This window comes from Roseateles sp. P5_D6 (genome assembly GCF_054049415.1).
Map to the genome: position 1 here is coordinate 31,091 of NZ_JBFUMK010000002.1, position 25,994 is coordinate 57,084.

General features: G+C 67.8%; 18 protein-coding genes. 9 read left to right on the forward strand and 9 right to left on the reverse strand.

The window, feature by feature from the left end; all coding sequences use genetic code 11:
• Nucleotide 1: 1 nt before the first annotated feature.
• Complete coding sequence (locus ACXJKM_RS02185) at nt 2–1,396, reverse strand: FGGY-family carbohydrate kinase (RefSeq protein ID WP_457349968.1); 1,395 nt, start codon at nt 1,394–1,396, stop codon at nt 2–4.
• The gene (locus ACXJKM_RS02190) at nt 1,393–2,487 is read right to left on the reverse strand and encodes a DeoR/GlpR family DNA-binding transcription regulator (RefSeq protein WP_457349970.1); all 1,095 of its coding nucleotides are present in this window, start codon (nt 2,485–2,487) and stop codon (nt 1,393–1,395) included. Before ACXJKM_RS02190 ends, ACXJKM_RS02185 begins: the two co-directional genes overlap by 4 nt.
• A 239-nt stretch (nt 2,488–2,726) precedes the next feature.
• Here ACXJKM_RS02190 and ACXJKM_RS02195 point away from each other — a divergent pair, with 239 nt between their 5' ends.
• Genes ACXJKM_RS02195 through ACXJKM_RS02235 form a run of 9 tightly spaced genes read left to right on the forward strand, consistent with a single transcriptional unit; the run spans nt 2,727 to nt 15,344 of the window.
• Entirely contained in the window at nt 2,727–4,847 is a 2,121-nt protein-coding gene (locus ACXJKM_RS02195; protein WP_457349972.1) for a bifunctional rhamnulose-1-phosphate aldolase/short-chain dehydrogenase, read from the forward strand.
• Nucleotides 4,848–4,868: 21 nt separating this feature from the next.
• Nucleotides 4,869–6,167, forward strand: coding sequence for an L-rhamnose catabolism isomerase (rhaI, locus tag ACXJKM_RS02200; RefSeq protein WP_457349974.1), 1,299 nt, complete (start codon nt 4,869–4,871; stop codon nt 6,165–6,167).
• Between the two features lies 1 nt (nt 6,168).
• Nucleotides 6,169–7,536, forward strand: a complete 1,368-nt coding sequence (locus ACXJKM_RS02205) for a glycoside hydrolase family 28 protein (RefSeq protein WP_457349976.1) — start codon at nt 6,169–6,171, stop codon at nt 7,534–7,536.
• A gap of 11 nt (nt 7,537–7,547) precedes the next feature.
• Nucleotides 7,548–7,874 (forward strand): L-rhamnose mutarotase, encoded by a 327-nt coding sequence (locus ACXJKM_RS02210; protein ID WP_457349978.1) that lies wholly within the window; start codon nt 7,548–7,550, stop codon nt 7,872–7,874.
• Between the two features lie 12 nt (nt 7,875–7,886).
• On the forward strand, nt 7,887–9,719 hold the full coding sequence (locus ACXJKM_RS02215) for a glycoside hydrolase family 2 protein (protein WP_457349980.1): 1,833 nt from the start codon (nt 7,887–7,889) through the stop codon (nt 9,717–9,719).
• Nucleotides 9,716–12,649 (forward strand): glycoside hydrolase family 2 protein, encoded by a 2,934-nt coding sequence (locus tag ACXJKM_RS02220; protein WP_457349982.1) that lies wholly within the window; start codon nt 9,716–9,718, stop codon nt 12,647–12,649. Before ACXJKM_RS02215 ends, ACXJKM_RS02220 begins: the two co-directional genes overlap by 4 nt.
• 3 nt (nt 12,650–12,652) lie before the next feature.
• Nucleotides 12,653–13,669, forward strand: a complete 1,017-nt coding sequence (locus ACXJKM_RS02225; RefSeq protein ID WP_457349984.1) for a glycoside hydrolase family 43 protein — start codon at nt 12,653–12,655, stop codon at nt 13,667–13,669.
• Nucleotides 13,666–14,445, forward strand: coding sequence for an alpha/beta hydrolase (locus tag ACXJKM_RS02230; RefSeq protein ID WP_457349986.1), 780 nt, complete (start codon nt 13,666–13,668; stop codon nt 14,443–14,445). Before ACXJKM_RS02225 ends, ACXJKM_RS02230 begins: the two co-directional genes overlap by 4 nt.
• A gap of 32 nt (nt 14,446–14,477) precedes the next feature.
• Entirely contained in the window at nt 14,478–15,344 is an 867-nt protein-coding gene (locus ACXJKM_RS02235; protein WP_457349988.1) for a hypothetical protein, read from the forward strand.
• 52 nt (nt 15,345–15,396) lie between these two features.
• Here the strand turns inward: ACXJKM_RS02235 and ACXJKM_RS02240 are convergent, their stop codons facing one another.
• From ACXJKM_RS02240 to ACXJKM_RS02270, 7 genes are all read right to left on the reverse strand, one after another.
• Nucleotides 15,397–15,909 carry a hypothetical protein gene (locus tag ACXJKM_RS02240; protein ID WP_457349990.1) on the reverse strand — a complete coding sequence of 171 codons (513 nt, stop codon included), beginning with the start codon at nt 15,907–15,909 and terminating at the stop codon, nt 15,397–15,399.
• A gap of 9 nt (nt 15,910–15,918) precedes the next feature.
• Complete coding sequence (locus ACXJKM_RS02245; RefSeq protein ID WP_457349992.1) at nt 15,919–16,890, reverse strand: family 43 glycosylhydrolase; 972 nt, start codon at nt 16,888–16,890, stop codon at nt 15,919–15,921.
• A gap of 19 nt (nt 16,891–16,909) precedes the next feature.
• Nucleotides 16,910–17,404 carry a hypothetical protein gene (locus tag ACXJKM_RS02250; RefSeq protein WP_457323306.1) on the reverse strand — a complete coding sequence of 165 codons (495 nt, stop codon included), beginning with the start codon at nt 17,402–17,404 and terminating at the stop codon, nt 16,910–16,912.
• Between the two features lie 41 nt (nt 17,405–17,445).
• The gene (locus tag ACXJKM_RS02255) at nt 17,446–19,881 is read right to left on the reverse strand and encodes a glycosyl hydrolase 115 family protein (RefSeq protein ID WP_457349994.1); all 2,436 of its coding nucleotides are present in this window, start codon (nt 19,879–19,881) and stop codon (nt 17,446–17,448) included.
• A complete protein-coding gene (locus ACXJKM_RS02260; RefSeq protein ID WP_457349996.1) occupies nt 19,881–20,870 on the reverse strand; it encodes a hypothetical protein in 990 nt (329 codons plus the stop codon). Before ACXJKM_RS02260 ends, ACXJKM_RS02255 begins: the two co-directional genes overlap by 1 nt.
• The gene (locus ACXJKM_RS02265) at nt 20,867–22,699 is read right to left on the reverse strand and encodes a rhamnogalacturonan lyase (protein WP_457349998.1); all 1,833 of its coding nucleotides are present in this window, start codon (nt 22,697–22,699) and stop codon (nt 20,867–20,869) included. Before ACXJKM_RS02265 ends, ACXJKM_RS02260 begins: the two co-directional genes overlap by 4 nt.
• Before the next feature lie 95 nt (nt 22,700–22,794).
• Entirely contained in the window at nt 22,795–25,941 is a 3,147-nt protein-coding gene (locus tag ACXJKM_RS02270; RefSeq protein ID WP_457350000.1) for a TonB-dependent receptor, read from the reverse strand.
• Between the last annotated feature and the right edge of the window lie 53 nt (nt 25,942–25,994).

Sequence of the window (25,994 nt, forward strand, 5' to 3'; positions counted from 1 at the left end):
ATCAGTGCGCGCCGGTGCTTGTGCGCCAGGCGTCGCGGTAGGCCCGCCATCCCGGCAGGTTCAATGCGGCCACCGGCGCGGCTGCCGCCTCGGGCGCGCTGCCCCAGGCGTCCAGCAGCCAGGCGCCGCAGGTCGTGCCACTGCTGTCGTCCGACACGGTCACGTCGCGGCCTTCGGCCAGGCCGGCCAGCAGCGGGCCGAACCAGCGGTTGGCCGTGAATGCGCCTTCGACGACGACACGGCCGGTGGTGCCCAGGGCGGCCAGGCAATGGTCGGCCATCAGCACGACGTAGAGCGTGGCCAGCGCGGCCTGCTCGGCGGGCGTGCTCGGCGCAGGGCCTGTGACGCGACCGGATTGGCCGGCGAACGGCCCGCCGGTTTCGGCAAAGCAGGGCAAGGCCAGGGTGCACTGCGCAATGAGGCGCTGCAGTTCGTCCAGGCCGAAGCTGGCTGGCTGCGCGCCGGCAATGGCACCGAATTCGCGCCCACCCATGAAGCGCATGCAGGGCACTGCGTCGCCAAAGACATCGCAGTTGGCCAGCATGTCCTGGGCCTCGACGAGAGGTTGGGTCGCCGAACCCAGGGCCGCCGCGATGACCCAGGTGCCGGTGGACAGCACCGTGCAGGGGCCGCTCTGCTGCAGGGTCAGCAGATGGCGCAGCAGCGAGGCATTGCTGTCGTGGATGCCGCAGACGATCTCGCAGTCGCCGGGCAGGCCGGTGTCCGCGGCCAGCTCGGGCCGCAGCTTGCCCAAGCGCGACCAGGCATCGCGGCGCGGCGGGAACAGCTTCTCCCAGCCCAGGCGCTCGACCAGGCTGGACCAGCGGCCCACCCGGGGACGCCACAGGTCGGTATGGCAACCCAAGGAAGTGACCTCGCTCGCAGCCACCCCGCACAGCCGCCAGGCCCAGTACTGCGGGTACATCAGCACATGCCGGGTGCGAGCGAACTCTTCAGGGAAGCGCGCCTGCAGCCAGTCCAGCTGGCGGCCGAGGTTGAGGCCGGCCGGCAGCCGCGGCGAACCGCTCTCGTCGAACGGCGGCCGCAGCGTGTCATACCGCGCGGCGTCCGTGGCATCGCCCGGCACATGCTCGTAATCGGGCACCGGCAGCACCAGGCCCGCATCGTCGCTCAACGCCGCTGTCGCCCCATGCGTGACCGGCACGATGGCTCGGATCTGGGCCAGCGTCGACAACTCGCGCAGTTGACCCAGCAGCCAGCCCCACAGCCTCTCGGTGTCGTGGTGCGGATAAGGCCCGTCTCGCCGCACGGTGTTGGGCGTGCGCGCCTCGGCCAGCGTCTTGCCAGCCGCGTCGATGAGGGTCAGCTTGGCGTTGGTCTTGCCGATGTCGAGGACGACGGTGCCTGAAACGAGATCGCCGGCCGCAGGGCTCAAGACACCAGCCCCGCGTGCCGGTGGTAGGAGCCCGACTCCAGCACGGCCGCATAGTCATGCGAGCTCAGCGCCGAAGCCTCCACCACGCGAGGGTCCACGGCTTCAGGCTCCACGGTGATGACACGCACGCCGTAGTGCTCCAGCAGTTGCACGGCGCTGTCGGACGCGCCGGTGTCGGTAATGACGGTGGACACGCGGTTCAAGCCGCACAGCACCAGGCCCGCCTTGCGCTGGAACTTGGAGCTGTCCACCAGCACGATCAGCTCCTCCGCCTGGCTGATGAGGCGCTTCTCCGCCTGGATCAGCAGCGGGTCGGCCTCCATCAGGCCCAGGATGGACAGCCCGTAGACGCCCATGAACATCTTGGCCGCGTAGTGGTGCTGGGCCACGTCGTTCTCGAACGGGCTGAGGATGACGTTCTGCTCGCGGTAAACCTTGCCGCCGGGCAGAATGATCTCGTTGTCGCTGGTGACGAGCAGGCGCTCGGCCATCAGGAAGGAGTTGGTGAGAATCTTCAGCCGCTTCTCGACGAGAAACTCCGCCATCATGAAGGTGGTGGTACCGCCATTGATGATGATGGTTTCTCCGTCATTGCACATCGAGGTGGCATAACGCGCGATGGCGCGCTTGGCGGCGGTATGTTGCTGGGCATTGTTTTGAAAAGTCTCGCTGGACAGCGTGTATGACTTTTTCTTCTGCTCCAACCTTTGCGCGCCGCCTCGAGTGCGGGTCAACTGGTTTTTTGCGGCCAGCCAGGAAATATCCCGCCGCACCGTCGCGGCCGAGGCCGACAACCAGTCCATCAATTGCTGAACGCTGGCGTGCTCGCGTTCGTCCAGCAGTTTGAGCAGACGCTTGTGACGCTTGTGATTGATCATGTGGATCACCTTTATCGGGCGCCCCGGAGAATCGGCGGCGACCGTTGTCTCGTATTTATGGCACCCAGCCTCTGAAGGGCAGGCGTCGCTTGGCTTGGCGGCCCGGCTGAGGCCGGCTCCTTGATCGCAGCCGGTGAGCGTAGGCGCCGGCAGCAACAGCCCAATCCACTCACGCTCAGAAGCAATCAAAGCCTGGGTGAAACGCTGTTCCAAGTGCAGATTACGTCAGCTGCGTGACAAGGTCAATCAGCAAACGCTCACGGCCATGAGCGTTTCGTGAGCGGAGGTGCCGCGGCCGATGCATTCGCTCATCCTTTTGATTTACTGCACCGGCGCCGACCATGGCGCGCTGTTTCGGCCCACACTGCGCTCCGCTAATCCCGCGAATGGCGGGCTCCGGGTCGCAGGCTGCGCTCACGGAGATGAATGACGGACTGAATACAGGCAAGCTGATGACTGCAAATTCCCAAACTCCCGCCAAATTCTCAGATACGGCTCCCATCGTCTCCAAGTGGGACGATGCCGTGGCAGCCAAGTTGAGCGAACCCGAACTGCTGCTCTACCGCTCCAATCTGTTGGGCTCCGATTTGCGCGTGACGAATTTCGGCGGCGGCAATACCTCGGCCAAGGTTCTGATGCGCGACCACCTGACCGGCGCGGATGTCGAGGTACTGTGGGTCAAGGGCTCGGGCGGCGATTTGGGGTCCATCAAGCTGGATGGTTTCTCCACGCTCTATATGGACAAGCTGCAGGCGCTTAAGCAACGTTATCGCGGCCTGGAACATGAAGACGAGATGGTGGATTACCTGCCGCACTGCACCTTCAATCTGAATCCGCGAGCGGCGAGTATCGATACGCCTTTGCACGCCTATATCCCGAAGGCGCATGTCGACCACATGCACCCTGACGCCATCATCGCCATCGCCGCCTGTGCCGATAGCCGCCGCCTGACCGAAGTGATCTTCGGCGGCCAGCTGGGCTGGCTGCCCTGGCAGCGCCCCGGCTACGACCTGGGCCTCAAACTCGAAGCCCTGGCCACGTCGCAGCCGAACCTGAAGGGCATCATCCTGGAAGGCCACGGCCTGTTCACCTGGGGCGACACGGCCAAGAGCTGCTACGAGATCACGCTGGAGATGATCCGCCTGGCCGAGCAGTGGCTGGCCGAGAACATCAAGCAGCCGGTGTTCGGCGGCGTCAAGACCATCACCCTGCCCGCCGAAGAGCGCGCAGCCCTCGCCGCCAAGCTGATGCCCGCGCTGCGCGGCCGCATCAGCGCCAGCGAACGCAAGCTGGGCGACTTCAACGACAGCGCCGCGGTGCTGGAGTTCGTCGGCAGCAAGGACCTGGCCGCCCTGGCCGCTCTGGGCACGTCCTGCCCCGACCACTTCCTGCGCACCAAGATCCGCCCGCTGGTGCTGGACTTCGACCCGACCCAGCCCGACGTCGACGCGCTGCTGGCCGGCCTGGACAAGGCGCTGGAAGACTACCGCGCCGACTACGTGGCCTATTACGAGCGCTGCAAGCGCGCCAACAGCCCGGCCGTGCGCGATGCCAACCCCATCATCTACCTGATCCCCGGCGTGGGCATGCTGTCCTTCGCCAAGGACAAGGCCACGGCCCGCATCGCCGGCGAGTTCTACGTCAACGCCATCAACGTGATGCGCGGTGCGAACGGCGTCGACAAATACGTCGGCCTGCCCGAGCAGGAAGCCTTTGATATCGAGTACTGGCTGCTTGAAGAAGCCAAGCTGCAGCGCATGCCCAAGCCCAAGAGCCTGGCCGGCCGCGTGGCCTTGGTCACCGGCGGCGCCGGTGGCATCGGCCAGGCGGTGGCGCGCCAGCTGCTGCAGGAAGGCGCCTGCGTGATGCTGACCGACATCGACGCCGAGGCGCTGGAAGAAGCCCGCCAGAACCTGCTGAAGGCCGGTGGCAAGGACAACGTGGCTGCCGTGCGCGGTGACATCACGTCCGAGGCCGAAGTGGAAGCGCTGCTGTCAGCCACGGCGCTGCGCTTTGGCGGCCTGGACATCCTCGTCTCCAACGCCGGCATCGCCTCGGCCGCACCGCTGGAAGACACCACGCTGGAGATCTGGAACCGCAACCAGAACATCCTCGTCACCGGCTACTTCCTCGTCAGCCGCGGTGCCTTCCGCCTGATGAAGCAGCAGAAGATCGGCGGCAGCATGGTGTTCGTGGCCAGCAAGAACGGCCTCGTCGCGTCCGCCGGCGCCTCGGCCTATTGCACAGCCAAGGCGGCCGAGATCCACCTGGCCCGCTGTGTGGCGCTGGAAGGCGCGCCCATCGGCGTGCGCGTCAACGTCGTCAATCCCGACGCCGTCATCCGCGGCTCGCGCATCTGGGACGGCAAGTGGAAGGAAGAGCGCGCCGCGTCCAACAAGATCGACAGCGACAACATCGAAGAGTTCTACCGCCAGCGCAGCATGCTCAAGCTCAGCGTGCTGCCCGAGGACATCGCCGAAGCGGTCTACTTCATGGCCAGCGACAAGTCCGGCAAGAGCACGGGTAACGTCCTCAACGTTGACGCGGGCAACGCCGCCGCATTTACTCGTTGACACGGCGGCCAGGAGACAACCATGACAACCAACATCATCGACACGGCCCAGGTCGAGCAGCACAACGCCAGCCAGCGCGCCACGCTGCAGGCCGACTACGACGCGCTGGGCGGCATGCTGTCCCGCCGCGGCGTCGACATCGAGGCTTTGACCGCCACCGCCCAGACCTTCGCCGTCGCCCTGCCCAGCTGGGGCGTGGGCACGGGCGGCACGCGCTTCGCGCGCTTCCCCGGCAAGGGCGAGCCGCGTGACGTGACCGAGAAGCTGGAGGACTGCGCCGTCATCCACCAGCTGACGCGCGCCACGCCCACCGTGTCGCTGCACTTCCCCTGGGACAAGCCGAGCGACCCCAAGGCCCTGCGCCAGCAGGCCGACAGCCTGGGCCTGAGCTTTGACGCCGTCAACTCCAACACCTTCCAGGACCAGCCCGGCCAGGCCCACAGCTACAAATACGGCAGCCTGACTGCACAAAGCCAGGCCGCCCGCGAGCAGGCCGTGGCGCACAACATCGACTGCATCGAGCTGGGCAAGACGCTGGGCTCCAAGGGCCTGACAGTGTGGGTCGGCGACGGCGCCAACTTCCCCGGCCAGCACAACCTGCGCGGTTCGCTGGAGCGCTATCTCGACAGCGCAAAGGGCATCTACGCCGCGCTGCCGGACGACTGGCTGATGTACATCGAGCACAAGCTGTTCGAGCCAGCGTTCTACTGCACCGTCATCGCCGACTGGGGCACCAGCTTCGCCGCCGCGCAAACGCTGGGCGAGAAGGCCAAGTGCCTGGTGGACCTGGGCCACCACGCGCCCAACACCAACATCGAGATGATCGTGGCCCGCCTGGCGCAGTTCGGCAAGCTGGGCGGCTTCCACTTCAACGACAGCAAGTACGGCGACGACGACCTGGACTCGGGCTCCATCGACCCCTTCCAGCTCTTCCTCGTCTTCAACGAGCTGGCCGATGCGGCATCGCGCGACGGCAGCGCCTTCAAGCCCGCCTACATGCTGGACCAGTCGCACAACGTGACCGACCCCATCGAGAGCCTGATGAGCAGCGCGGTGGAAGTGCAGCGCGCCTTCGTGCAGGCCGCGCTGGTGGACCGCAAGGCGCTGGCCGGCTTCCAGGAAGCCAACGATGCGCTGCAGTCCGCACAGGCGCTGAAGAAGGCCTTCCGCACCGACGTCAGCCCCATCCTCGCCATGGCCCGCCTGCGTGCCGGCGGCGCGATCGACCCGGTCGCGGCCTACCGCGCAAGCGGCTACCGCGAGAAGGCCGCCGTCAAGCGCCCGCCGAAGGCAGGCGCCAGCGGCTCGGGCATCGTTTGAGGTGAGCCCGCAGGACTTCGGCGCGCGCGGTGACGGCCTCACGCTCGACACGCGGGCGCTGCAGGCCGCCATTGATGCCGCGGCGCTGCAGCGCACGACGCTGCGAATCCCGCCCGGCACCTACCTGACGGGTTCGCTGTTCCTGAAAAGCGGCATGACGCTGCGCCTGGATCGCGGCGCCACGCTGCTGGGCTCGCGCAACCTGGCCGACTACCCACTGCTGGCCACTCGCGTTTCAGGCATCGAGATGCGCTGGCCGGCGGCGCTGGTCAACATCTACGGCGAGCATGACGTCGGCCTCGTCGGCGAAGGCTGCATCGACGGCGATGGCCAGGTCTTCTGGGACAGCTACTGGGCCCTGCGCGCCCTGTACGAGCCGCGCAGCCTGCGCTGGGCGTCGGACTACGACGCGCGGCGCCCCCGGTTGATCCAGGTGTTCGAGGCGGCTCGCATCCACATTGGCGACGGCCTGCTGCTGCGCCGCTCCGGCTTCTGGACGCTGCACCTCTGCTACTCGGAGGACGTGACCGTCGACGCCATCACCATTCGCAACAACGACGGTGGCGCGCGCGGCCCATCGACCGACGGCATCGACATCGACTCCTCGCGCCGTGTGCAGATCCGCCGCGCCGACATCGCCGTCAACGATGACGCCCTGGTGCTGAAGGCCGGCCGCGACGCCGACGGCCTGCGCGTCGCGCGGCCCTGCGAAGACATCAGCATCAGCGACTGCATCGTCCGCGAGGGCGCCGCGGGCTTGACCTTCGGCAGCGAGACCTCGGGCGGTTTCCAGCGCATCACGGCGCGGCGCATCGAGGTCCACGCGCCGGTGCCGGTGGGCCTGCTGTTCAAGTCCGCGCCCAGCCGTGGCGGCTTCATCGAGGGCGTGACGATCAGCGATCTCGTTCTGCACGACGTACCCACCGCGCTGCGCGTGACGATGAACTGGAACCCCGCCTTCAGCTGCGCCCGCATCCCCGCCGCCGAGCGTGCCGGCGCACCCGCGCACTGGCTCAACCTGGCCACGCCGGTGCCCGCCGAGCAGGGCCGTGTGCAGGTGAACGGTGTGCGCATCGAGCGCCTCAAGGCGCGCGGCGCGGCAGTCGCCTTCGAGGTCGACGCCTATGCCGAGACGCCGCTGCGGGGCTTCCACTTCACGGGGCTGGACATCGAGGCGCAACGCGGCGGCCATGTGCTGGACGCCGTGGACTGGCGCTTTGCGGACAGTCGCATGTCGCTTGGAGAGCCCATCGCCGTTGGCACAGACATCGAACTCGATGGCCTGAGCAGCGCCTGCTGGAGACATGATCCCGCCCTGCGCCGCCGCGACGTGTCGGCCCTGCCGATGGCCGAGCAGGACGTTCAATAAGACAAGGAGACATGACGATGAGCGACGAGACCCTGGCTTTCAAGATGCAGCTCAAGCCCGGCGTCGTGCCGGAGTACAAGCGCCGCCACGACGAGCTCTGGCCCGACCTGGCCGCGGCCCTGCGCGAGGCCGGCATCCATGACTACTGGATCTTCCTGGACGAAGCCACGCTGTCCCTCTTTGCCGTGCTCAAGCGCAAGCCAGGCACCGCCTTCGACGCCCTGCCCCAGCGGCCCGTCATGCGCCGCTGGTGGGACTACATGGCCGACCTGATGGAGGTCGAGCCCGACAACAAGCCGCGCCAGTGGCCGCTGCAGCCCCTCTTCCACTTCAATTGAAGGCGGGTCGTCATGCGCACCTGGATCACCCTCGCCCTGGCCTGGGCCCTCGCCCTACCGACGCTCGCCGCCGACTCGCTGCGCCCATCCCTGCTGCTGACGGCCCGCGCCGCCGACCAGGATCTGTCGGGCCGCTGGACCTATTCCAAGGACCTCTACCGGACGGGATTCACCGACATCAACGGCTGGCCCGCCAAGCCGCGCATGCAGCGCTTTCGGGATGTCGACGTGGCCGCGTCCGAGGCCAAGGGCGGCGCGGGCTTCTTCGAATACGACCTCGACCGCTCGCCGACGATGGAACTCCCGGGCGCCTGGAACTCCGCCGTTCCCGAGCTGCGCTACTTCGATGGCCTGATGTGGTTCCAGCGCCGCTTCGATGCCCCCGTCAAGCCGGGTCGGCGCAGCTTCCTGCGCTTCGAGGCCGTCAACTACCGCAGCACCATCTTCCTGAACGGCCAGGAGGTCGGCAAGCATGAAGGCGGCTTCACGCCCTTTGTCGTCGAGGTCACTCAGGCCCTGCGCGAGACGGGCAACCGCCTGGTCGTCGGCGTCGATTCCAAGCACGACGCCCAGACCATTCCGGCCGAGATCACCGACTGGGATCTGTACGGCGGCATCACGCGGCCGGTCAAGCTGTTCCAGACGCCCGCCACCTTCATCGACGACGCCACGCTGCGCCTGACCCAGGCCGGCCGCATCGTCGGCAGCCTGCAACTCAACGGCCCGCAGGCGGCCAACCAGGCCGTGAGCCTGCGCATAGGCGCGCTGAACCTCACGCTGCGGGCCCGCACCGACGCGAACGGCGAGGCCCGCTTCGACACCACCGCGCCGGCGGCATTGAAGCGCTGGTCGCCCGAGTCGCCGACGCTTTACGACGTCGAGTTCGAGGCCGGCGGTGACCACGTGCGCGACCGCATGGGCTTTCGGACCATCGCCGTGCGCGGCAGCGACATCCTTTTGAACGGCCAGCCCATCACGCTGCGCGGCATCTCCATCCATGAGGAAGAGCTCGGCCCCAACCCGGCGCGACGCATCGACGAGGCCGCCGCGCGCCGCCTGCTCGGCGAGGTGAAGAACGGCCTGCATGGCAACTATGTGCGCCTGTCCCACTACCCGCACAACGAGACCATGCTGCGCGTGGCCGACGAACTGGGCCTGCTGGTCTGGAGCGAGATCCCCGTCTACTGGAGCATCGACTGGGACACGCCCGCCGTGCTCGACAAGGGCCGCCGCATGCAGGCCGAGACCATCTACCGCGACCGCAACCGCGCGGCGCTGATCCTGTGGAGCATCGGCAACGAGACGCCGGTGGCCGAGAACCGCACGCGCTTCCACACCGCGCTGGCCGAAACCGTGCGCGCGCTCGACCCGAGCCGCCTCGTCAGCGCCGCCCTGCTCGTCGAGCGCAAGGGCGACACCATCCACATCGCCGACCCGCTGCTACCGCAGCTCGACGTCATCGCCGTCAACACCTATGCCGGCTGGTATGGCGACGACACGCTGGACACGGTGCGCCGGCTGCGCTGGGATGTGCCTGCGGACAAGCCGCTGCTGTTCTCCGAGTTCGGTGCCGACGCTTTCGCGGGCTTCCGCGACCCGGCGCTCAAGCCGAAGTTCTCCGAGGACTACCAGGCCGACTACTACCGCGCCACGCTGGCCATGGCGGCGAACGTGCCCACGCTGCGCGGCCTGTCGCCCTGGGTGCTGAAGGACTTCCGCTCGCCGCGCCGCGAGCACCCGGTCTATCAGAACGGCTGGAACCGCAAGGGCCTGATCTCCGAGACCGGGCAGCGCAAGCTGGCGTTTGACGTGCTGGCCGAGCATTACAAGGCGCAGGCGAAATGAAGCGATGGCTGGCCGCCCTCGCCTTGGCCGCGGCGGCGCTGTCGGCCCAAGCCGCCCGCGAGACCTACAACTTCAACCCCGGCTGGCGCCTGCACGTCGGCGACGCGCCGGGCGCCGAAAGCACGACATTCGACGACGCCAGCTGGAAGCCCGTCACCCTCCCCCGCGCCTGGAACGAGGACGATGCCTTCGCCAAGGACATCGTCGACCACAGCACCGGCATCGCCTGGTATCGCAAAAGCTTCACGCTGCCCGCCGACGTTGCCACCCGCAAGGTCTTCATCGAGTTCGAAGGCGCCCGCCAGGCCGCCGAGGTCTGGGTCAACGGCCAGCGCATCGGCCTGCATGAGAACGGCGTCACCGCCTTCGGCTTCGACCTGAGCCAGGCCGTGAAACCCGGCGACAACCTCATCGCAGTGCGCACCGACAACCGCTGGGACTACCGCGAGCAGGCGACCAACCAGCGCTATCAGTGGGCTGACCGCAACTTCAACGCCAACTACGGTGGCCTGCCCAAGAACCTGCGGCTGCACCTCACCGACAGGCTCTACCAGACGCTGCCACTGCTCTCCAACCTCGGCACGACCGGCGTCTACATCTATGCCAAGGATTTCGACCAGAAGGCCGGCCGCGCGACCATCACGGCCGAAGCCCAGGTGCGCAACGAGCACGGCCGGCCGCGCCGCTTTGGTTATGAGGTGACGCTGCGCGAGCCGGGCGGCCGCGTCATCGCGACGTTCAGGGCGCCCACCCAAACCATTCCCGCCGGCGCCACCGTCACCGTCAGCGCCAAGGCGCTCGTGACCGGCCTGCAGTTCTGGAGCTGGGGCCACGGCGCCCTCTACGACGTGGAGACGACGCTTAGCACCGATGGCAAGCCCGTTGACCGTGTCGTCACGCGCACGGGCTTTCGCCAGACCGAGTTCACGCAAGGCATGGTCAGGCTCAACGGCCGTGTCATCCAGCTCAAGGGCTATGCCCAGCGCACGAGCAACGAGTGGCCGGCCATCGGCCTGTCGGTACCACCCTGGCTCAGCGACTACAGCAACGGCCAGATGCTGGCCAGCAATGCCAACTTCGTGCGCTGGATGCACACCGCGCCGTGGAAGCAGGACGTCGAATCGCTGGACCGCGTAGGCCTGATGCAGGCCATGCCCGCGGGCGACTCCGAGGCCGACGTGACCGGCCGGCGCTGGGAGCAGCGCATGGAGGCCATGCGCGACGCCATCGTCTACTTCCGCAACAGCCCCAGCATCCTCATGTACGAGTCGGGCAACCGCGGCGTCAGCGCCGAGCACATGCGCGAGATGGCCGCATTGCGTGACCGCTTCGACCCGAACGGTGGCCGCGCCGCTGGCAGCCGCGAGATGCTGTCCCAAGCCCTGCAGGACGTGGCCGAGTACGGCGGCGAAATGCTCTACGTCAACAAGAGCGCGCGGCGGCCGATGTGGGCCATGGAGTACTCGCGCGACGAGGGCGCCCGCAAGTTCTGGGACGAGCTCTCGCCGCCTTTTCATCGCGACGGCGACGGCCCCGAGCACAAGGGCCAAAGCGCTGCGGCCTACAACCGCAACCAGGATTCCCACGCACTGGAAGACGTGCGCCGCTGGGTGGACTTCTGGCGCGAGCGCCCGGGCACCGGCACGCGCGTGTCGTCGGGCGGCGTCAACATCATCTTCAGCGACAGCAACAGCCACCACCGCGGCGCTGAGAACTACCGCCGCAGCGGCGAGGTGGATGCGATGCGCATTCCGAAGGAGGGCTTCTTCGCTCACCAGGTGATGTGGCATGGTTGGGTCGACATCGAGCAGCCGCGAGCCCATCTGCTGGGCCACTGGAACTACGCGACCGGCGCGATCAAGACCGTCACCGTCATCTCCAGCGCGGCCCGCGTGATGCTGACGTTGAACGGAAAGCCCCTCGGCGCGACCGCGGCGAGCGAGCCCTTTGTCTTCCGCTTCGACGGCGTGCGCTTCGAGCCCGGAGAGCTGCGTGCGGTGGGCTTGGACAAGGCCGGCAACAAGGTCTGCGAAGACATCCGCACCACCGCGGGAGCGCCCGCGGCGCTGAAGCTGACGGCGCAGACCCACCCGCAAGGCCTGCAGGCCGATGGCGCCGACCTGGCGCTGGTGCAGGTCGAAGTGGTGGACGCTGCCGGCAGACGCAACCCCATCGCGCTGGACACGGTGAAGTTCACGCTGGACGGTCCTGCCGAGTGGCGTGGCGGCATTGCGCAGGGGCCGGGCAACTTCGTGCTGGCGCGCGAGCTGCCGGTGGAAGGCGGCATCAACCGCGTGCTGGTGCGCAGCACGACCGACGCGGGTGTCATCCGGCTGCGCGCCGAGGCGCCCGGCCTGGCTCCGGCCACGCTGGAACTGCGTTCACAGCCCGTGCCCGTCATCGGCGGCTTGAGCACCCGCTTCCCTGCGGACGGCCTGGCGCCGCAATCCACACGGGGAACGACGCCGGCCACACCTTCCTTTACGGCAAGCCGCCTGGCCGTTGCCGTCGCATCTGTCGAGGCCGACAGCGGCACACCCGGCCAGGCCATTGACGACGACGAGTCGACCTCGTGGACCAGCGAGTCCGGCAAGGGTGCCATCCGCTTCAAGCTGGCCGAGCCGGCCACGCTGACCGAGATCACGCTCAAGCTCGGCGGCTGGCGCGAGCGGCGCTACCCGCTGCGCGTCAGTGTCGACGGCACTGAGGTCTGGCGCGGCCTGACCGAGCGCAGCCTGGGCTATGTGACGCTGCCGCTCAAGCCCCAGCGCGGCCAGACGGTCGGCATCGAGCTGGCCGGTGAGGCCGAAGGCGGCACCGAAACGGCGAATACCGAAGTCGCCAACCAGAAAATCGTCGACACCGGCGCCAGCCGCCTCGGCCGCGGCGTGCTGTCTATCGTCGAGGCCGAGTTCTACCGCCTGCCCTGAACCATGTCTGCTGCAAACCTCACCCGCCGCCAGCTGCTGACCACTGCACTGCTCGCCACGGCCCTGCCCGCCGGCGCCCAGCCCACATCCTGGCCCAACCCGTTGGTCGCCCAGCGCGCCGACCCGCAGATCCTGCGCCGCGGCGATTGGGTCTACCTGATGGCCACGGTGCCCGAATACGACCGGCTGGAGCTGCGCCGCGCGCGCAGCATCGCTGGCCTCGCCACTGCCGAGCCGAAAGTGATCTGGCGCCGGCACGAGCAGGGCCCGATGAGCCACCACGTCTGGGCGCCCGAGCTGCACTTCATCGACAACCGCTGGTTCATCTACTTCAGCGCCGGTGAAGCGAAGGAGCCGTGGAAGATCCGCCTGTGGGTGCTGGAGAACGCCTCTGCCGACCCCATGCAGGGCGAGTGGACCGAGCGCGGCCAGATCAGGACGCAGTGGGAGACGTTCACGCTGGACGCGACTGTCTTCGAGCATCGCGGCCGGCGCTACATGGCCTGGGCCCAGACCGACCTGGCGAAGAAGAACCACAGCACCGACATCTTCATCTCAAGCATGAAGAGCCCGACCGAACTGCAAGGCCCGCAGGTGCGGCTGAGCCAGCCCGACTACGCCTGGGAGAAGGTGCGCCACTTCGTCAACGAGGCGCCGGCTGTGCTCATCCACGGCGGCCGCGTCTTCATGACCTACTCGGCCGCCGGCACCGGCGCCGAGTACTGCCTGGGCCTGCTGTGGGCCGACGAGAACGCCGACCTGTTGGACGCGAAGAACTGGCGCAAGTCGCCCGGCCCGGTGTTCACCAGCAGCCCGGAGAACGGCATTTACGGCCCCGGCCACAACAGCTTCGTCACCGAGCCGGATGGCAGCGTGCTGAACGTCTTCCATGCCCGCAACTACCGCGACATCGTCGGCGACCCGCTGAAGGACATCGGTCGCGCCACCCGCGTACAGCCGCTGGCGTTCACGGCCGACGGCATGCCGGACTTCGGCCTGCCGCTGCCCGAGAAACGATGAACCTCATTGCTCTGTCAGCCGGCGCGCCGAATGTCTTTGACGGCGAATCGCCCGACCGCATCTGCCGCCGCCCGACGCGGGCCGAGCTGCACGCCTATCCGTCGCCCTCACCGGCGCGCGGCCGTGCCCTCGTCTATGCCGGCGGCGGCTACCTGCAGCTGATGCACGACAAGGAAGGCGTCGAGATCGCGCAGTGGCTGAACACGCTGGGGCTGGACGCCCATGTGCTGGTGCATCGCCTGCCCGGTCAGGACGGCCACCCCTTCGACATCGCGCTGCAGGACGGTCTGCTCGCGCTGGATCACCTCGCCACGCTGCCGCCGCTGCCGCTGCTGCACGTGGGCCTCTCCTCCGGCGGCCATCTGGCCGGCGTCATGGCCTGCCAGCGGGAATCGGCGGGCGCCGTCATCGCCTACGCTCCCCTCAACGCCAACCACCGTGACCACAAGTTCCCGCCCGGCAAACCCGACTTTCCGCCGCCCGAAAAGCAAGCCTTCTACGACGCCTGGCCCATCGGCATCGCGAGCGAGCCCCACGGCCTGCCGCGCTGCCCGGTGTTCCTGGCCTATGCGCTGCACGACCCCGTCGTGCCCGTCGCCCATGCACTCAACCTGATCGCCGCGGCCCAGCAACACCGGCTCGACGTCGAGGCCCATGTCTTCCCGCAGGCCGAACACGGCTTCGCGCTGCGGGAACTGGCCGGCACGCAGGATCAATGGCCAGCGCTGGCAGCCCGCTGGATGGGCGAGAAACTGGGCAACCCAAACTTCGCCTAACCTTGCGCGCTTGTCGGGGCAATAAAGCAAGCATGCTGCAAGAGATCAATACCTGGGCTGACTACCGTTCCAAGCTGCGCGAGTTCGACGCCGTGCTCGAACATGGCAAGGCGGTTTCCGCGGCCCTGATCGGCCAGCCCCTCTCGGCTGTGCATGTCAGCTATGGCGAACAGATCTTCGCCAAGCTGCTGTCCCACGGCACCGCCTTGCGCCGGCTGGCGCCTGACCCCACCCAGCAGCCGCCTCTCGATCTGTGGGATCTGCCGTCCATGAGCGCCCTGGCGCGCTGCGTCATCGAGGCCCATGACGCCTTTGAGTACATCGCGGGTCATCAAGTGCCGGAGTCCGAGCGCAGCTTCCGCATCCGGCTCTGGGAGTTGCATGACGCCACGCGCCGCCTGAAGATCCTCGGCGGCACCGGCTCGACGAACCCGGCGGTCGCCGGCATCCTGGCCGATGCAGCGCGGCTGCAGCTGGCGCTGGAAGCGCACGAGTACATGGCCTCGCTGCCGGCCGTGCAGCAGGCAGAGCTGCGCCTGCGCCTTCGGCGCAACGATCCGCCAGACTTCCACTTGAGCCGGCGCCAGCGCTGCGAGATGAGCGGCGTGGACGCCGGCTGGCACAAGGCGGTCACGATGCAGCTCGCCCAGCACGTGCACACGCTGCCGTTCTCCGTCCATCAGCTGTTCCAGTTCCCGGCGGGAACGGCCGAGGCGCTCCGCCTGATGGCCATGCCGCTGCTCTTCGCCCTGCCCTTCCTGGTTCGCGCCATCCAGGCCATGGACCTGCTGACGCCCGGGCGAGTCCCCAAGCCGCCAAGCCGCACGGCTCGCACCATGACGGTGTGGCGCACCCTGGCCGAGCGAGGCACAAGAGACACCGGACGAGCCGCTGGCTAAAGGTACTGCTGCTCTGGATGACCCGTCTGCAGCGGCGATAGCGAGCGGGCCATCAATCCCGCAGTACCGCCTGCAGGCGTTCGGCCAACTGGGCACGCTTGGCGTCCGAGCCGGCATTCGCCAGCGCACGCCGGGCCGCGGCCCTGGCCTCGTCGGCGCGGCCGACGGCCAGCAGCGCCTCGGCCTGCGCGGTGTTCAGCAGCCAGTCATCGGGCAGGGCGGCCAGCGACGGCGCCAGCACCTTCAGCGCCCGCCCGGTCTCCGCCAGGCGCAGCAGCCGGTCCGCCAAAAAGTAGCGCGCCACCTTCACGCTGGGCTGCGAGTCCCCCTGCCCCAGCGCCAGTTCTGCCGCCAGCGCCAGTTCGGATTGGGCGACGGCATCGGCCAGACGGCCGGCACCGTCCATCACGGCCGCCAGCTGGCCGTGCAGGTCGGCGACACCCGCCTGCCCGCCGGCTGCGGCGATGGCTCGGACAAAGCAGGCCTCGGCCGCGTCGAGGCGCCCGGCCTCCCAATGCGCGCGGGCCTGCCGCGCCAGCGCGTTGATCGATTCATCAGCGTTCATCGCTCCCCCTCAGCGCTTCGCGGCGCGCTGCGGGAAGTCGCCCACGCCTTGCTCCGTGCGCTCGACCTTGCGGATCGTGCCGTCGTCATTGAAGTGCAGGTACTCCGCCGCCACGTGCCGCTGCTTCTTTGCGCAAGCCGCGCCGGAGACGTCCAGCCAGCGGTGATAGAACAGCAGCCACTGGCCTTTGTACTGGACGATGGAGTGGTGGTTGTTGCCGCCCTCGGCGTCCATGATGACGCCGCGGTAGGTCCACGGGCCTTTGGGCGAGGTGCCCGTGTAATAGGTCAGGATGCGGTTGTGCTCGGGCATGGTGAAGTAGTACAGGCCATTGCGCTTGAACACCCACGGGCCTTCCATCGGCGGCTCGTAGCCGCCCATGTCCATCTTCTGCAGCTCTCCCTTGATGCTGCGCATGTCGTCAGCCATCTCCGCCACCAGGTAGTTGACGCCTGATGTGCGGCTGTAGAGGTAGGCGCGGCCGTCGTCGTCGACGAACAGCACCGGGTCATTGGCGTAGGGCTTGCGCCACAACGGCGCGCCGATCATGTCCTTGAAGGGGCCGGCGGGTGAGTCGCTCTCGGCGATGCCGATGCCCATCCACTTGGTGCTGTTCTTCGGGTTCTGGCGGTCCTTGACGCCGGTGCCGGCGGGGAAGACGAGGTAGTACTTGCCGTTCTTGTAGGCCGCGTCGGGCGCCCAGGCGTAGTCGTCAGCCCACTTCAGGTCCTTGACCGACAGCACCGCGCCGTGGTTCGTCCAGTTGACGAGGTCGGTGGACGAGAAGGCGGTCCAGTCCTTCATGTGGAAGTCGGCCTGGCATTCCTCGTCGTGCGAGGTGTAGAGCCACATCCTGCCGTCGGGCCAGACGTGGCCGGAGGGATCGGCGGTGCGCAGGTCCTTGCCGAGGGCCAGCGGGTTCTGGGCTTGGCAGGCCGAGGCGGCGAGCAGGGCGGCAAGGGCGAGCGAAGCAAGTTTCACGAGGTCACCTCAGAAGCGGTTACCGGCACGTTGCGACGAGCACGCGGCGGAGCACCTTGCCGAGCGAGGCACCCTGCTCGTCGAAGGCCTCCATCAGAACCTGGCCGCCGAACTTGTCCGTCTTGCCGATGAGGTCGAACGTCCTGAGCCGCCGCACGTCGGCGGGCGAGAACGGCAGATTGACGAAGTCACGCGTCTTCGGGGATTCGCGAAGACCCTGCAGGTGCACCAGCGAGCGTTCGGCGGCATTGAACTGCGCAACCTCCTTGCCATGGGGATCGGCAGCGAGGTTCAAGCCGGGGCGGACGACTTCGTCCACGGGCGAGGTGGCCGCGTTCGTCGTGCTGCCGTTGACCACCGCATCAAATCGTCCGTCCGGTCTCGCCTTGATCTCGACGGCAAACCGCCCCTGGCCGAACGCCGAGAAATCTGCGACGCAAGTCGTCTGCGCATGAGCGGCGCCTGTGAGGGCCAGCAGACAAGGGATCAGCGTGACTGGGATGCGTGCTCTCATGGGGAGGTGGGGTCAACAAGGTTGGGAATTCTGACTCGCGGTCAGGAGCGGCAGGCGCCGGGCAGCAGTTCGGCGCCATCGAACATCAGGTCGCGCTGGCCGGCCGCCAGTTGCAGCCGCAGCGTTCCGGCGGCGCGTTCTGGCAGGGTCAGGGATGCGCTCAGTCGATTGGCCAGCACGCCCTGCCCCCAGGCGGCGTCCTGCACGCCGCGCGGCCAGCGCAGTGGGTGGGTCTGGCCGTCGACGACCACGTCAGCCTGCCAGGGCTCGCCTGCGGTCAACGGGTAGGTGGGGAGCACGTAGACGCGCAGGCAGCTGGCGCCGGCGGGTGCCTGCGCTTGCAGCGCCAAGGTCGAGCCGGGCTGCTGTGCGGCGAGCACGCCGTCGCCGCGACCGAGGCCGGGGATGAGGCGCCAGCCCTGCGAGGCGGTCACACGCAGCGCGGGTGGCGCTGCAGCGGCCGTGGCCACGGGTGCGAGGTCGGCAGCGGCTTTCGCGATGTCGCTCAGCGCATCGGCCGTGCTGCCACCCAATCCGGCGGCCGGTAGCAACGGCGCCTGCTGGCGGTAGCTGGTCCAAAGGCCATCGGCCGGTTCCTCGGCCAGGATGCCGGCCCAGCGGCCGCCGTTGCAGCGCGCGGTCAAGGCCTTGAGGCGCTGATCGGCGCGCACGGCCTGGGCGGCGAAGCGGCGGGCACCAGCGGGATCGCGCTCCATCGTCGCCGCGTAGCGCTCCAACGCGAAGAAGCGCTCGTTGGCCAGGGCCGAAGCGCGCAGCGGGTATTCGACCAGTTGGAAGAAACCGTCGCGCTGCGCGGCGGCGATCCGAGGGCGCACGGCGTCCAGGCGGGCAAGCAGCTGGGCGAAGCGATCCAGGCGCTCGTCGATGACGGCCGGCGCCAGGCCACTGCGCTTCACGCGTTCACCGGGCAGGTGATATTGCAGATGCTCGGGGCGGCGCTCGAAGTTGAGGCGGTAGTAGCCGTCCCAACTCGCGGCGATCTCGGCGGCGATGCCAGCAACGCCGAAGAGCCGCTGCGCCAGCTCACGAAGGTAGGCCTGCTGGCCCTGCGCCCGCACGGCGGCCGGGTTCCAGGCCAGGTCGAACCAGTGGCTGAGGTTGACCTCGTGCGGCTTGATGTCGCCGGCGTTGGCGATCCACAGCCGCTGCGCGCCGGCATCGAAGGCGCGGCCCATTTCTTCGGCGACGAGTGCGGGCGGCGTGGTGGACAGCCACAGATAGGACAGCGGCGCGCCGAGATAACTTAGGTGGTAGTACACGCCCGAGCCGCCTGAGCGCTTGGTCTGCTCCGCGTCGGGGAACTGGCGGATGTAGCCGAAGTTGTCGTCGGGCCAGACCAGCGTCACGTCGTCGGGCAGGGCCAGCCCGGGCAGCAAAGGCAGCACTTCCTTGTAGGGCACAAAGACCTGCGGCAACTGCGTCGGGTCGCCCACATGTTTGGCGAGCAGCTCGCGCTGGTCGGCAATCAGGTGGTTCAACAGCGCCTGCTTCTCGGCCACGGTGCCGCCGCCCTGCATGCCGGAGTCGTGGATGCCGCGCATGCCCAGCGTGTAGAGGTTCTCAAACCGGCCGTTCGTCTTCAGCCGCTCGGCCCAGTAGTCGCGCACCTGTTCGGGATGGGTTGCGTAGTTGTACTGCTCGGCCGCCGCCTTCCACTCGGCGACGTTGTTGCGCAGCATCGGCTCCGCGTGGGATGAGCCCATGACGATGCCATAGCGCTGCGCGAGCTCGGCATTGCGCGGATCGGCGTTGAAGGCGCCCGACACCTGGTGCATGGCCGGCCACAGCGTGTTGGCCTTGAGGCGCAGCAGCAGGCGGAAGACCTGCTCGTAGGTGCGCGGGCCGATGGTGCGGGCCTCGGGCTCGAAGGTGCGAGAGGCCCAGGGGAAGAGGCCCCAGTCCTCGTCGTTGATGAACAGGCCGCGGTACTTCACGGCGGGGCCGTCGTGCAGCGGCTCGGTCAGGCTGACATGCAATGGCCCGCGCTTGAGCGGCGCGACGTCCGCCCACCAATGCCAGGGCGACACGCCCAGCGCCTGGCTCAGCGTGTAGACACCATAGGCCGTGCCGCGGCGGTCGGCGCCGGCGATGACGAGAGCCGCTTTCACGCCCGGTGCGGGGTCGCGCAACAACGCGATCTGGAAGCACTCCCAGCAGCCCTTGAGCTTGCTGAGGTCCAGACCTGATGCGTCGATGGCCGCGTGGTGGCCGGCGGCGCCTACCCAGATCTGCACGGCGCCTTTGTTGTTGCCCATGCTGGCGCGCAGGCCGAGGCGCTTCAGGTCATCCGCGAGGTCCTGGGCAACAAAAGCTTCGAGCGGATCGGCATCCGGCGCGGCGACGATGACGGCGCCGTCGAGCGGCACGCTGCCCGGCGTGGCCTTGGTTGCAACGTTGAGCCCGGCTTGCGCGGTGCCAGCCAGACCGATCCACAGACCCAGCAGCAGCGCGCGCATCAGCGGGCCTTGAATGCAGACCGCAGATCGGGCGGCGGCGCGTTGCGGTCCACGGTCAGCCAGCCGTCCTGCAGCTTCATCTCCGCGACCTGGATGACGGTGCGCTGGTGCCAGCGGTCGTCGGCCTTCGCTTCAGGCTCGCCGCTCTGGTGCGTGAAGTAGAAGAGGTAAGCCCGGCCGTCGACAACGGTGACGCCCGGGTGCTGGCCCTTGGCGCGGTCGGTGGGATGCTCGCCGATGCCGGCCAGCAGTCGCGTGGGCTGCTCCTGCCAGTTCTCGGCGTCGTCGGAGCGCAGCACCAGCAGCCCCTTCCACAGATCGGCCACCAGCCACCATTTGCCGGCGAACTGGAACACCGTCGGCCCTTCACCGGGCAGCGGGCTGACCGGGCCGCGCACGGTCCAGGTCTTCATGTCGGGGCTGTCGGCCACCTTGAGCTTGCTGCCGCCCTGCTCGTCCTTGAACCACATGCGCCAGCCGCCCTGCGGCGCGCGGATGACGGACGCGTCGATGACCTTGGGCGAGCCCAGCTCCGCCTTGCCGGCGCAGGTCCAGTTGCGCAGGTCCGTGCTGGTGAGGTGCTCGATGCGCCGCTCGCCCGTCCAGCTCTTGTGCACGCCGGGCACGATGGTGAGCCACAGGTGGTACACGCCGTCGAAGTCCTGGATCTCTGGCGCCCACAGCGTGGCGCCGGTGCACTCGGCAGGGAACTTCGCCTCGCCCGACGCGCGCCAGCGGTTGCCGTCGTCCGTCGTCGCGATGCCGATGGGCGTGGCGTGCACCCAGGTCACGTCCTTGGGGTCGTCCAGCCGCATCGTCGCGCGACGGTTGGTGTAGAACATCTCCCAGCGCTTCAGGCCACGGTTGAAGACGAGGGAGACATCGGCCGCGCCGTCCAGCACCGGGTCTCGGTAGAGCGGCCGCGGTGCCGGTTCGGGAGCAGCGCAGCCGGCAAGCAGTGCCAGCAGCAACAGCGCAATGAACTTCATGGCGTCGTGACGGCCAAGTAGCGCGGCGGCTTCATCCCGTGGCCGAGGTGGAAGCTGGTGTGCGGCGGCTGGTTGTAGCCGGCGTTCTGCGCGGCCACCTGCACGCGGTATTGCGGGTCGTGCATCAGCGTGACGAGGCGGTGCTCAGTCGGCACGGCCGTCGAGAAGACCAGCAGGGCCGTGCTGTCCTCGTTGCGCCAGACGACTTCCTCGCGCCAGTCGCCGAACAGGTCGGCCGACAACACCGGGTTGCCCTTGGTGCCGTTGTTGGACGCCGCACCAAACTTCTTGCCGTTCAGCACGTTCTCGAACTTGAAGGTGGCGGGGTTCCACTTGTCGATGGCGACATGGTCCAGTGACTCGCGCAGCAGGTCGCCGTCCCACCAGATGGCGAAGTTGTAGCGGTTGGGGTGCTGCTCGCTGATGAGCTTGCCGCCAGCGCTCATCAGGCCGCCGACAGAGCCCCAGCATTCGGCGCCGGGGTAGGCCGGGTCGATGTCGAAGCAGACACCGCGGCCTACGTCGGTGTTCTTGCCGGACATGCTCCACAGCAGCTTGCCGGTGGCGGCGTCGTGCATCTCCAGCCCATGCTCGCCGTAGCAGCGCGGAGTCTCGTGGACCATGAAAACTTGCTGGCCCTCGCGCGCCGGGTCGAAGGCGCTGACGTGCAGCGCGTCGCCGTGGCACAGGCCGGTGCTGTAGAGCAGTTTGCCGGTGCCGGAGATGGTGGCAGCGCCGTAGATGATGTCGTCCAGGCCGTCGCCGTTGACGTCGACCACCGAAAACCAATGCGCGCCTTGGCCCGCAGCGGGCTTGCTCGCAGCATCCGCGTCGCTGTCGAACACCCACCGCTGCGTCAGCTTGCCATCGCGCCAGTCCCAGGCGGCCAGCACGGCGCGGGTGTAGTAGCCGCGCGAAAACACCGCGCTGGGGCGCTGGCCGTCGAGGTAGGCCACACCGGCCAGGAAGCGGTCGACGCGGTTGCCGTAGGCGTCGCCCCAGGCCTGCACGTCGCCGCGCGGCGGCGTGTAGTTCACGGTGGCCATAGCCGCGCCGGTCAGGCCGTTGAATACGGTCAGGAACTCCGGCCCGGCCAGCACATAGCCCGCCTCGTTGCGGTAGTCGGCCTTGGCGTCGCCAATCACCATGCCCGCGCCATCCACCGTGCCGTCGGCCGTCTTCATCATCACTTCGGCCTTGCCGTCGCCATCGAAGTCGTAGGCAAGGAAGCTGGTGTAGTGGGCGCCGGCGCGGATGTTCTGGCCAAGGTCGATGCGCCACAGCCGCGTGCCGTCGAGCTTGTAGGCGTCCAGCAGCGTGTGGCCTGTGTGGCCCTTGTGCGAGTTGTCATGCGCGTTGGTAGGCTGCCATTTCACGACGAGTTCGTATTGGCCGTCGCCGTCGAGGTCGGCCGCTGCGCCGTCGTTGGCCTCGTAGCGGTAGGCCAAGCCGTCGGGCGTCACGCCGCCTTCGGGCTTTTGCAGCGGCACGCGCAGATAGGGCTGGCTCCACGGCGCGACGGCGGCGGACGCAGGCTGCTCCTGGCCGCCCACAACGGCGCGCACGGTATAGAGGCTGTCGCTGCGGCCTTGTGCATCGACCAGGTTGGTCAGCGCCTGAGGCTCATGGGTGACGCGCTGGCCGTCGCGGTAGACGTTGAAACGCACGCCGGCCGGCTCGGTGCCCAACAGGCGCCAGCTGACGAACACGCCGGACGAAGTCGTCAACGCAACGACGCCGCGATCAAGCCTCTCCATCTGCCTGGGCTGTGCTTGAGCTGCGCCGGCCAACAACAGGCAGCAGACGAGGAGATGGCGCAGAAGACTCATGGTGGCGGTCAAAAAAAGCGGCCCCAGCGGAGGCGGGGGCCGGTGCGCGATCAGCGCAACACAGAGGCCATGCCGGCCCGGGAGTCCAATTCAGGTCAGAGCTTGTAGCCCAGTGTGACGTAGTAGCGGCGGCCCGACCAGGCCAGCTCGTTGGGCCGGCCCAGGTCGCCGGCATAAGTCAGCTCGGCCTGGTTGGTCAGGTTCTTGGCTTCCAGGGCCAGCGTGAAGTTCTTCGTCGCCTTCCACTGGATCTTGGCGTCCAGGTAGCCGGTCTTGTCGCTGAAGTTCGGGTTGCCCGACACGTCGTTGCCGCCGGTGTAGTACTTGTCGCGATAAGCGTAGGCCAGGCGCGCGTTGAAGTTGCCGTCGTCGTACCACAGACCCAAGTTGTAGGAGTTCTTCGACAGGCCTGGATAGGGCAGCACCGAGTTGTCCAGCGGGCTGATGAGCTCGTTGCCCTTGGCGTAGCTGAACGTCATGTGGGTGTAGTTGGCATCCACGCCGAAGTTGCCGAACAAGCCCGGCAGGAAGGACAGCGCCGTGCGGCCGGCCAGCTCCAGGCCCTGCGTCTTGGCGCCCTCGCCGTTGACGGGCTGCGTCACGTCGAAGATGCGGCCGTCGCCGTAGAAATCGACGCCACGGCTCATGACACCCGTGCGGACATAGGTACCGATGTTGGTGCGGAAGGTGGCCAGGCTGACCTGCGTGTCGCGGCTGGGGTAGTACTCCAGGCTCAGGTCGTACTTGGTGGCGCGGTAGGGCTTGAGGTCGGGGTTGCCGGCCGTGCAGTCGTCGGTGCCGTCGCCGCCAGGGCGCGCGGGGCTACCACTGCCGGTCGTGCAGGTGACGTTGGGCGCCAGCAGGTCGATCGCCGGACGCGCCATCACCTTGGCCGCACCGCCGCGCACCAACAGCTTGCCGTTAAGCAACTGCAGCGTGGCGTTCAGGCTGGGCAGCACGTCGTTATAGCTGTTGCTGAGCGACACCACCTTGTTGCTGTTCACAAGGACTGAGCAGGTCGACACAGCGGCCGGATCGCAGGTGCGATCCACCTGCAAGCCGGTCGATGTAACGTCGGTGCGGGTGTAGCGAACGCCGACATTGCCGTCCAGCGGCAGGCCGAAAATCTCGGTACCCCAATCCAGCCGGGCATAGCCCGACTTGATCTTCTCGGTGATGTCGAAGGCCGGGATCTGCGGATAGGTTTTGCCGTCGCTGCCGGGCGTCTCGTACAGGTACTTGTGGGAGAAATCGCTGGTATCGAAGATGTTCGATGCCACCGTGGCCGCGTAGCTCGGGGCCGTCCAGTTGGTGGGAACGCCAGAGACGTCGCCATAGCCGCCCATGAAGGTGCCGGGCGACTTCGTGCGGATCGTGTTGACGACCTCCTGCATGCGCGCGCCGGTCACATAAGACGTCTTGAAGCCGCTGTTGATGAAGGTCTGCGCGTCGTTCGGGCGTTGTGCCGCGCCGGTGTAGAGCGGGTCCCAGATGAGGGTCTGGTTGACGTTGGCCGTGCGGGCGTTGATGTCCACCGCCTCGTTGGTGGCGGCGAGGCTGCCGTTGTTCTGCACCAGGTAGCCGCCGCCGTTGTACTGGCGCGAGGTGGATTCGCGCATCTGACCGCCGAACCACAGGCTTTGGAAAAAGTTGTGGTCGAAGTTGTACTGGAAGTCCAGCTTGCCCTGGCGCTCAGTGTTCTTCGTGGCCGAGGGGCGGTACTGCAGCTGGGCCTGGACATAGGACGACGCGTTGTCGGGGCTGTAGGCCGTCGGGAAGGTGAACTGCGGCAGGTGGTTGGCGTCGAGCTTGACGACCAGGCCGGGCGCGTTCTGCGTCAGCACGATGTTGTTGCTCTCGCTCTTGTAGTCCGACTTGGAGTCACCCAGCAGGCCTTCGACGCGCCACTTGTCGTTCTTGAACTTGAAGCCCGCGGAGGTGTACTTGGACTTGACGTCCAACGCGAAATCGCGTGCCGACGTGCTGAACGCGCCCTGGCCACCCTGGCCGGCCACGTTCAGGCAGTTGCCCACCGTGAACTGCGTGACGTGGTGGTTCTCCACCGTCATGCCGGCCGGCGTGGCGGCCGCCGGCGCGGCCACGCAGGTGCCTCCCGACGGAACGCCGGTGGCCGAGTAGACGGGCGCATTGCCCGCCGAGTTCAGCCGCGTCACCGCCGAGAAGTCGGTGCCGTAGTTCATGTCGTTGAGCCGCTGCGCCTGCGTGTTGGCCTGGTAGCTCACGTAGGCGTCCAGTTCCTTGGTGAACTGGTATTGAGCGGTCAGTTCGGCGGAGCTGCGCTCGTGGTCGCGGGTCCAGATGCCGTAGCGCGAGATGCGCGGCGAGTAGTCGAACCACTGGCTCCGGCAGGGCGCCTGGTCGGCGGCGGCCAGGCTGTTGCAGCCGGCCGAAGTGGTGACTGCCGCGGCGTTGGCGTTCAGGCTGGTGAGGGTCTTGTCGGCCGAGAAGTCCCAGTCGCGCAGGAAGGCCCAGGACGTGTTGCGCGAGAAGTCGCCGCGCGTGTAGATCTTGTCGTAAACGAGGTTGGCCATCAGGCCCAGCTTGCCGTCCAGGAACTTGTCGGCCAGCAGCAGCGTGCCGCGTGGCTGCGTGCCGCCGCGCAGGCTGCCCTGCTCGGCCGACAGCGTGCCGGCGATGGTGCGCTTGGTGAAGTCCAGCGGCTTGCGCGTCGTGATGCGCACCGTGCCGCCGATGCCGCCTTCGGTCAGGTCGGCGGTGGAGCCCTTGATGACGTCGATGGAGGCGATCAGCTCCGACGCCAGCTCGCGCAGCTCGGCGCCCCGGCCCGCGGTGCCGGCGGTGCCCAGCACCGACATGCCGTTGATCTCGACGCGGTTCAGGTTGGGCTCAACGCCGCGGATGGAGACCTGCGAGCCTTCGCCGAACGAGCGCGACAGCTGCACGCCGGTGATGCGCGACAGCGCCTCACCGACGTTCTTGTCCGGGAACTGGTCGATGTCTTCCGCAACGATGCTGTCGCTGACGGTGGAGGCGTTGCGCTTGCGGTCGATGGCGCTCTGGATGGAGCGGCGGATGCCGGTGACGGTGACCGTGTCGAGCTGCTGGGCCTTGGCCTTGTCGGCGGCCGCAGGTGCCGAAGCGGCATCAGCCGGCGCGGCGGGCTGCTGGGCGTGCGCCTGGCCGGCCAGGGCCGCCGAGATAGCCAGGGCCAGCGGCGTCCAACGCGAAACCGGCGAACCACCGTGAATCTTCTTCAGCATTTTGTCTGTCTCCGAAAATATCAACCGGGGAGAACTCGAAAAGGCTCTCTTTA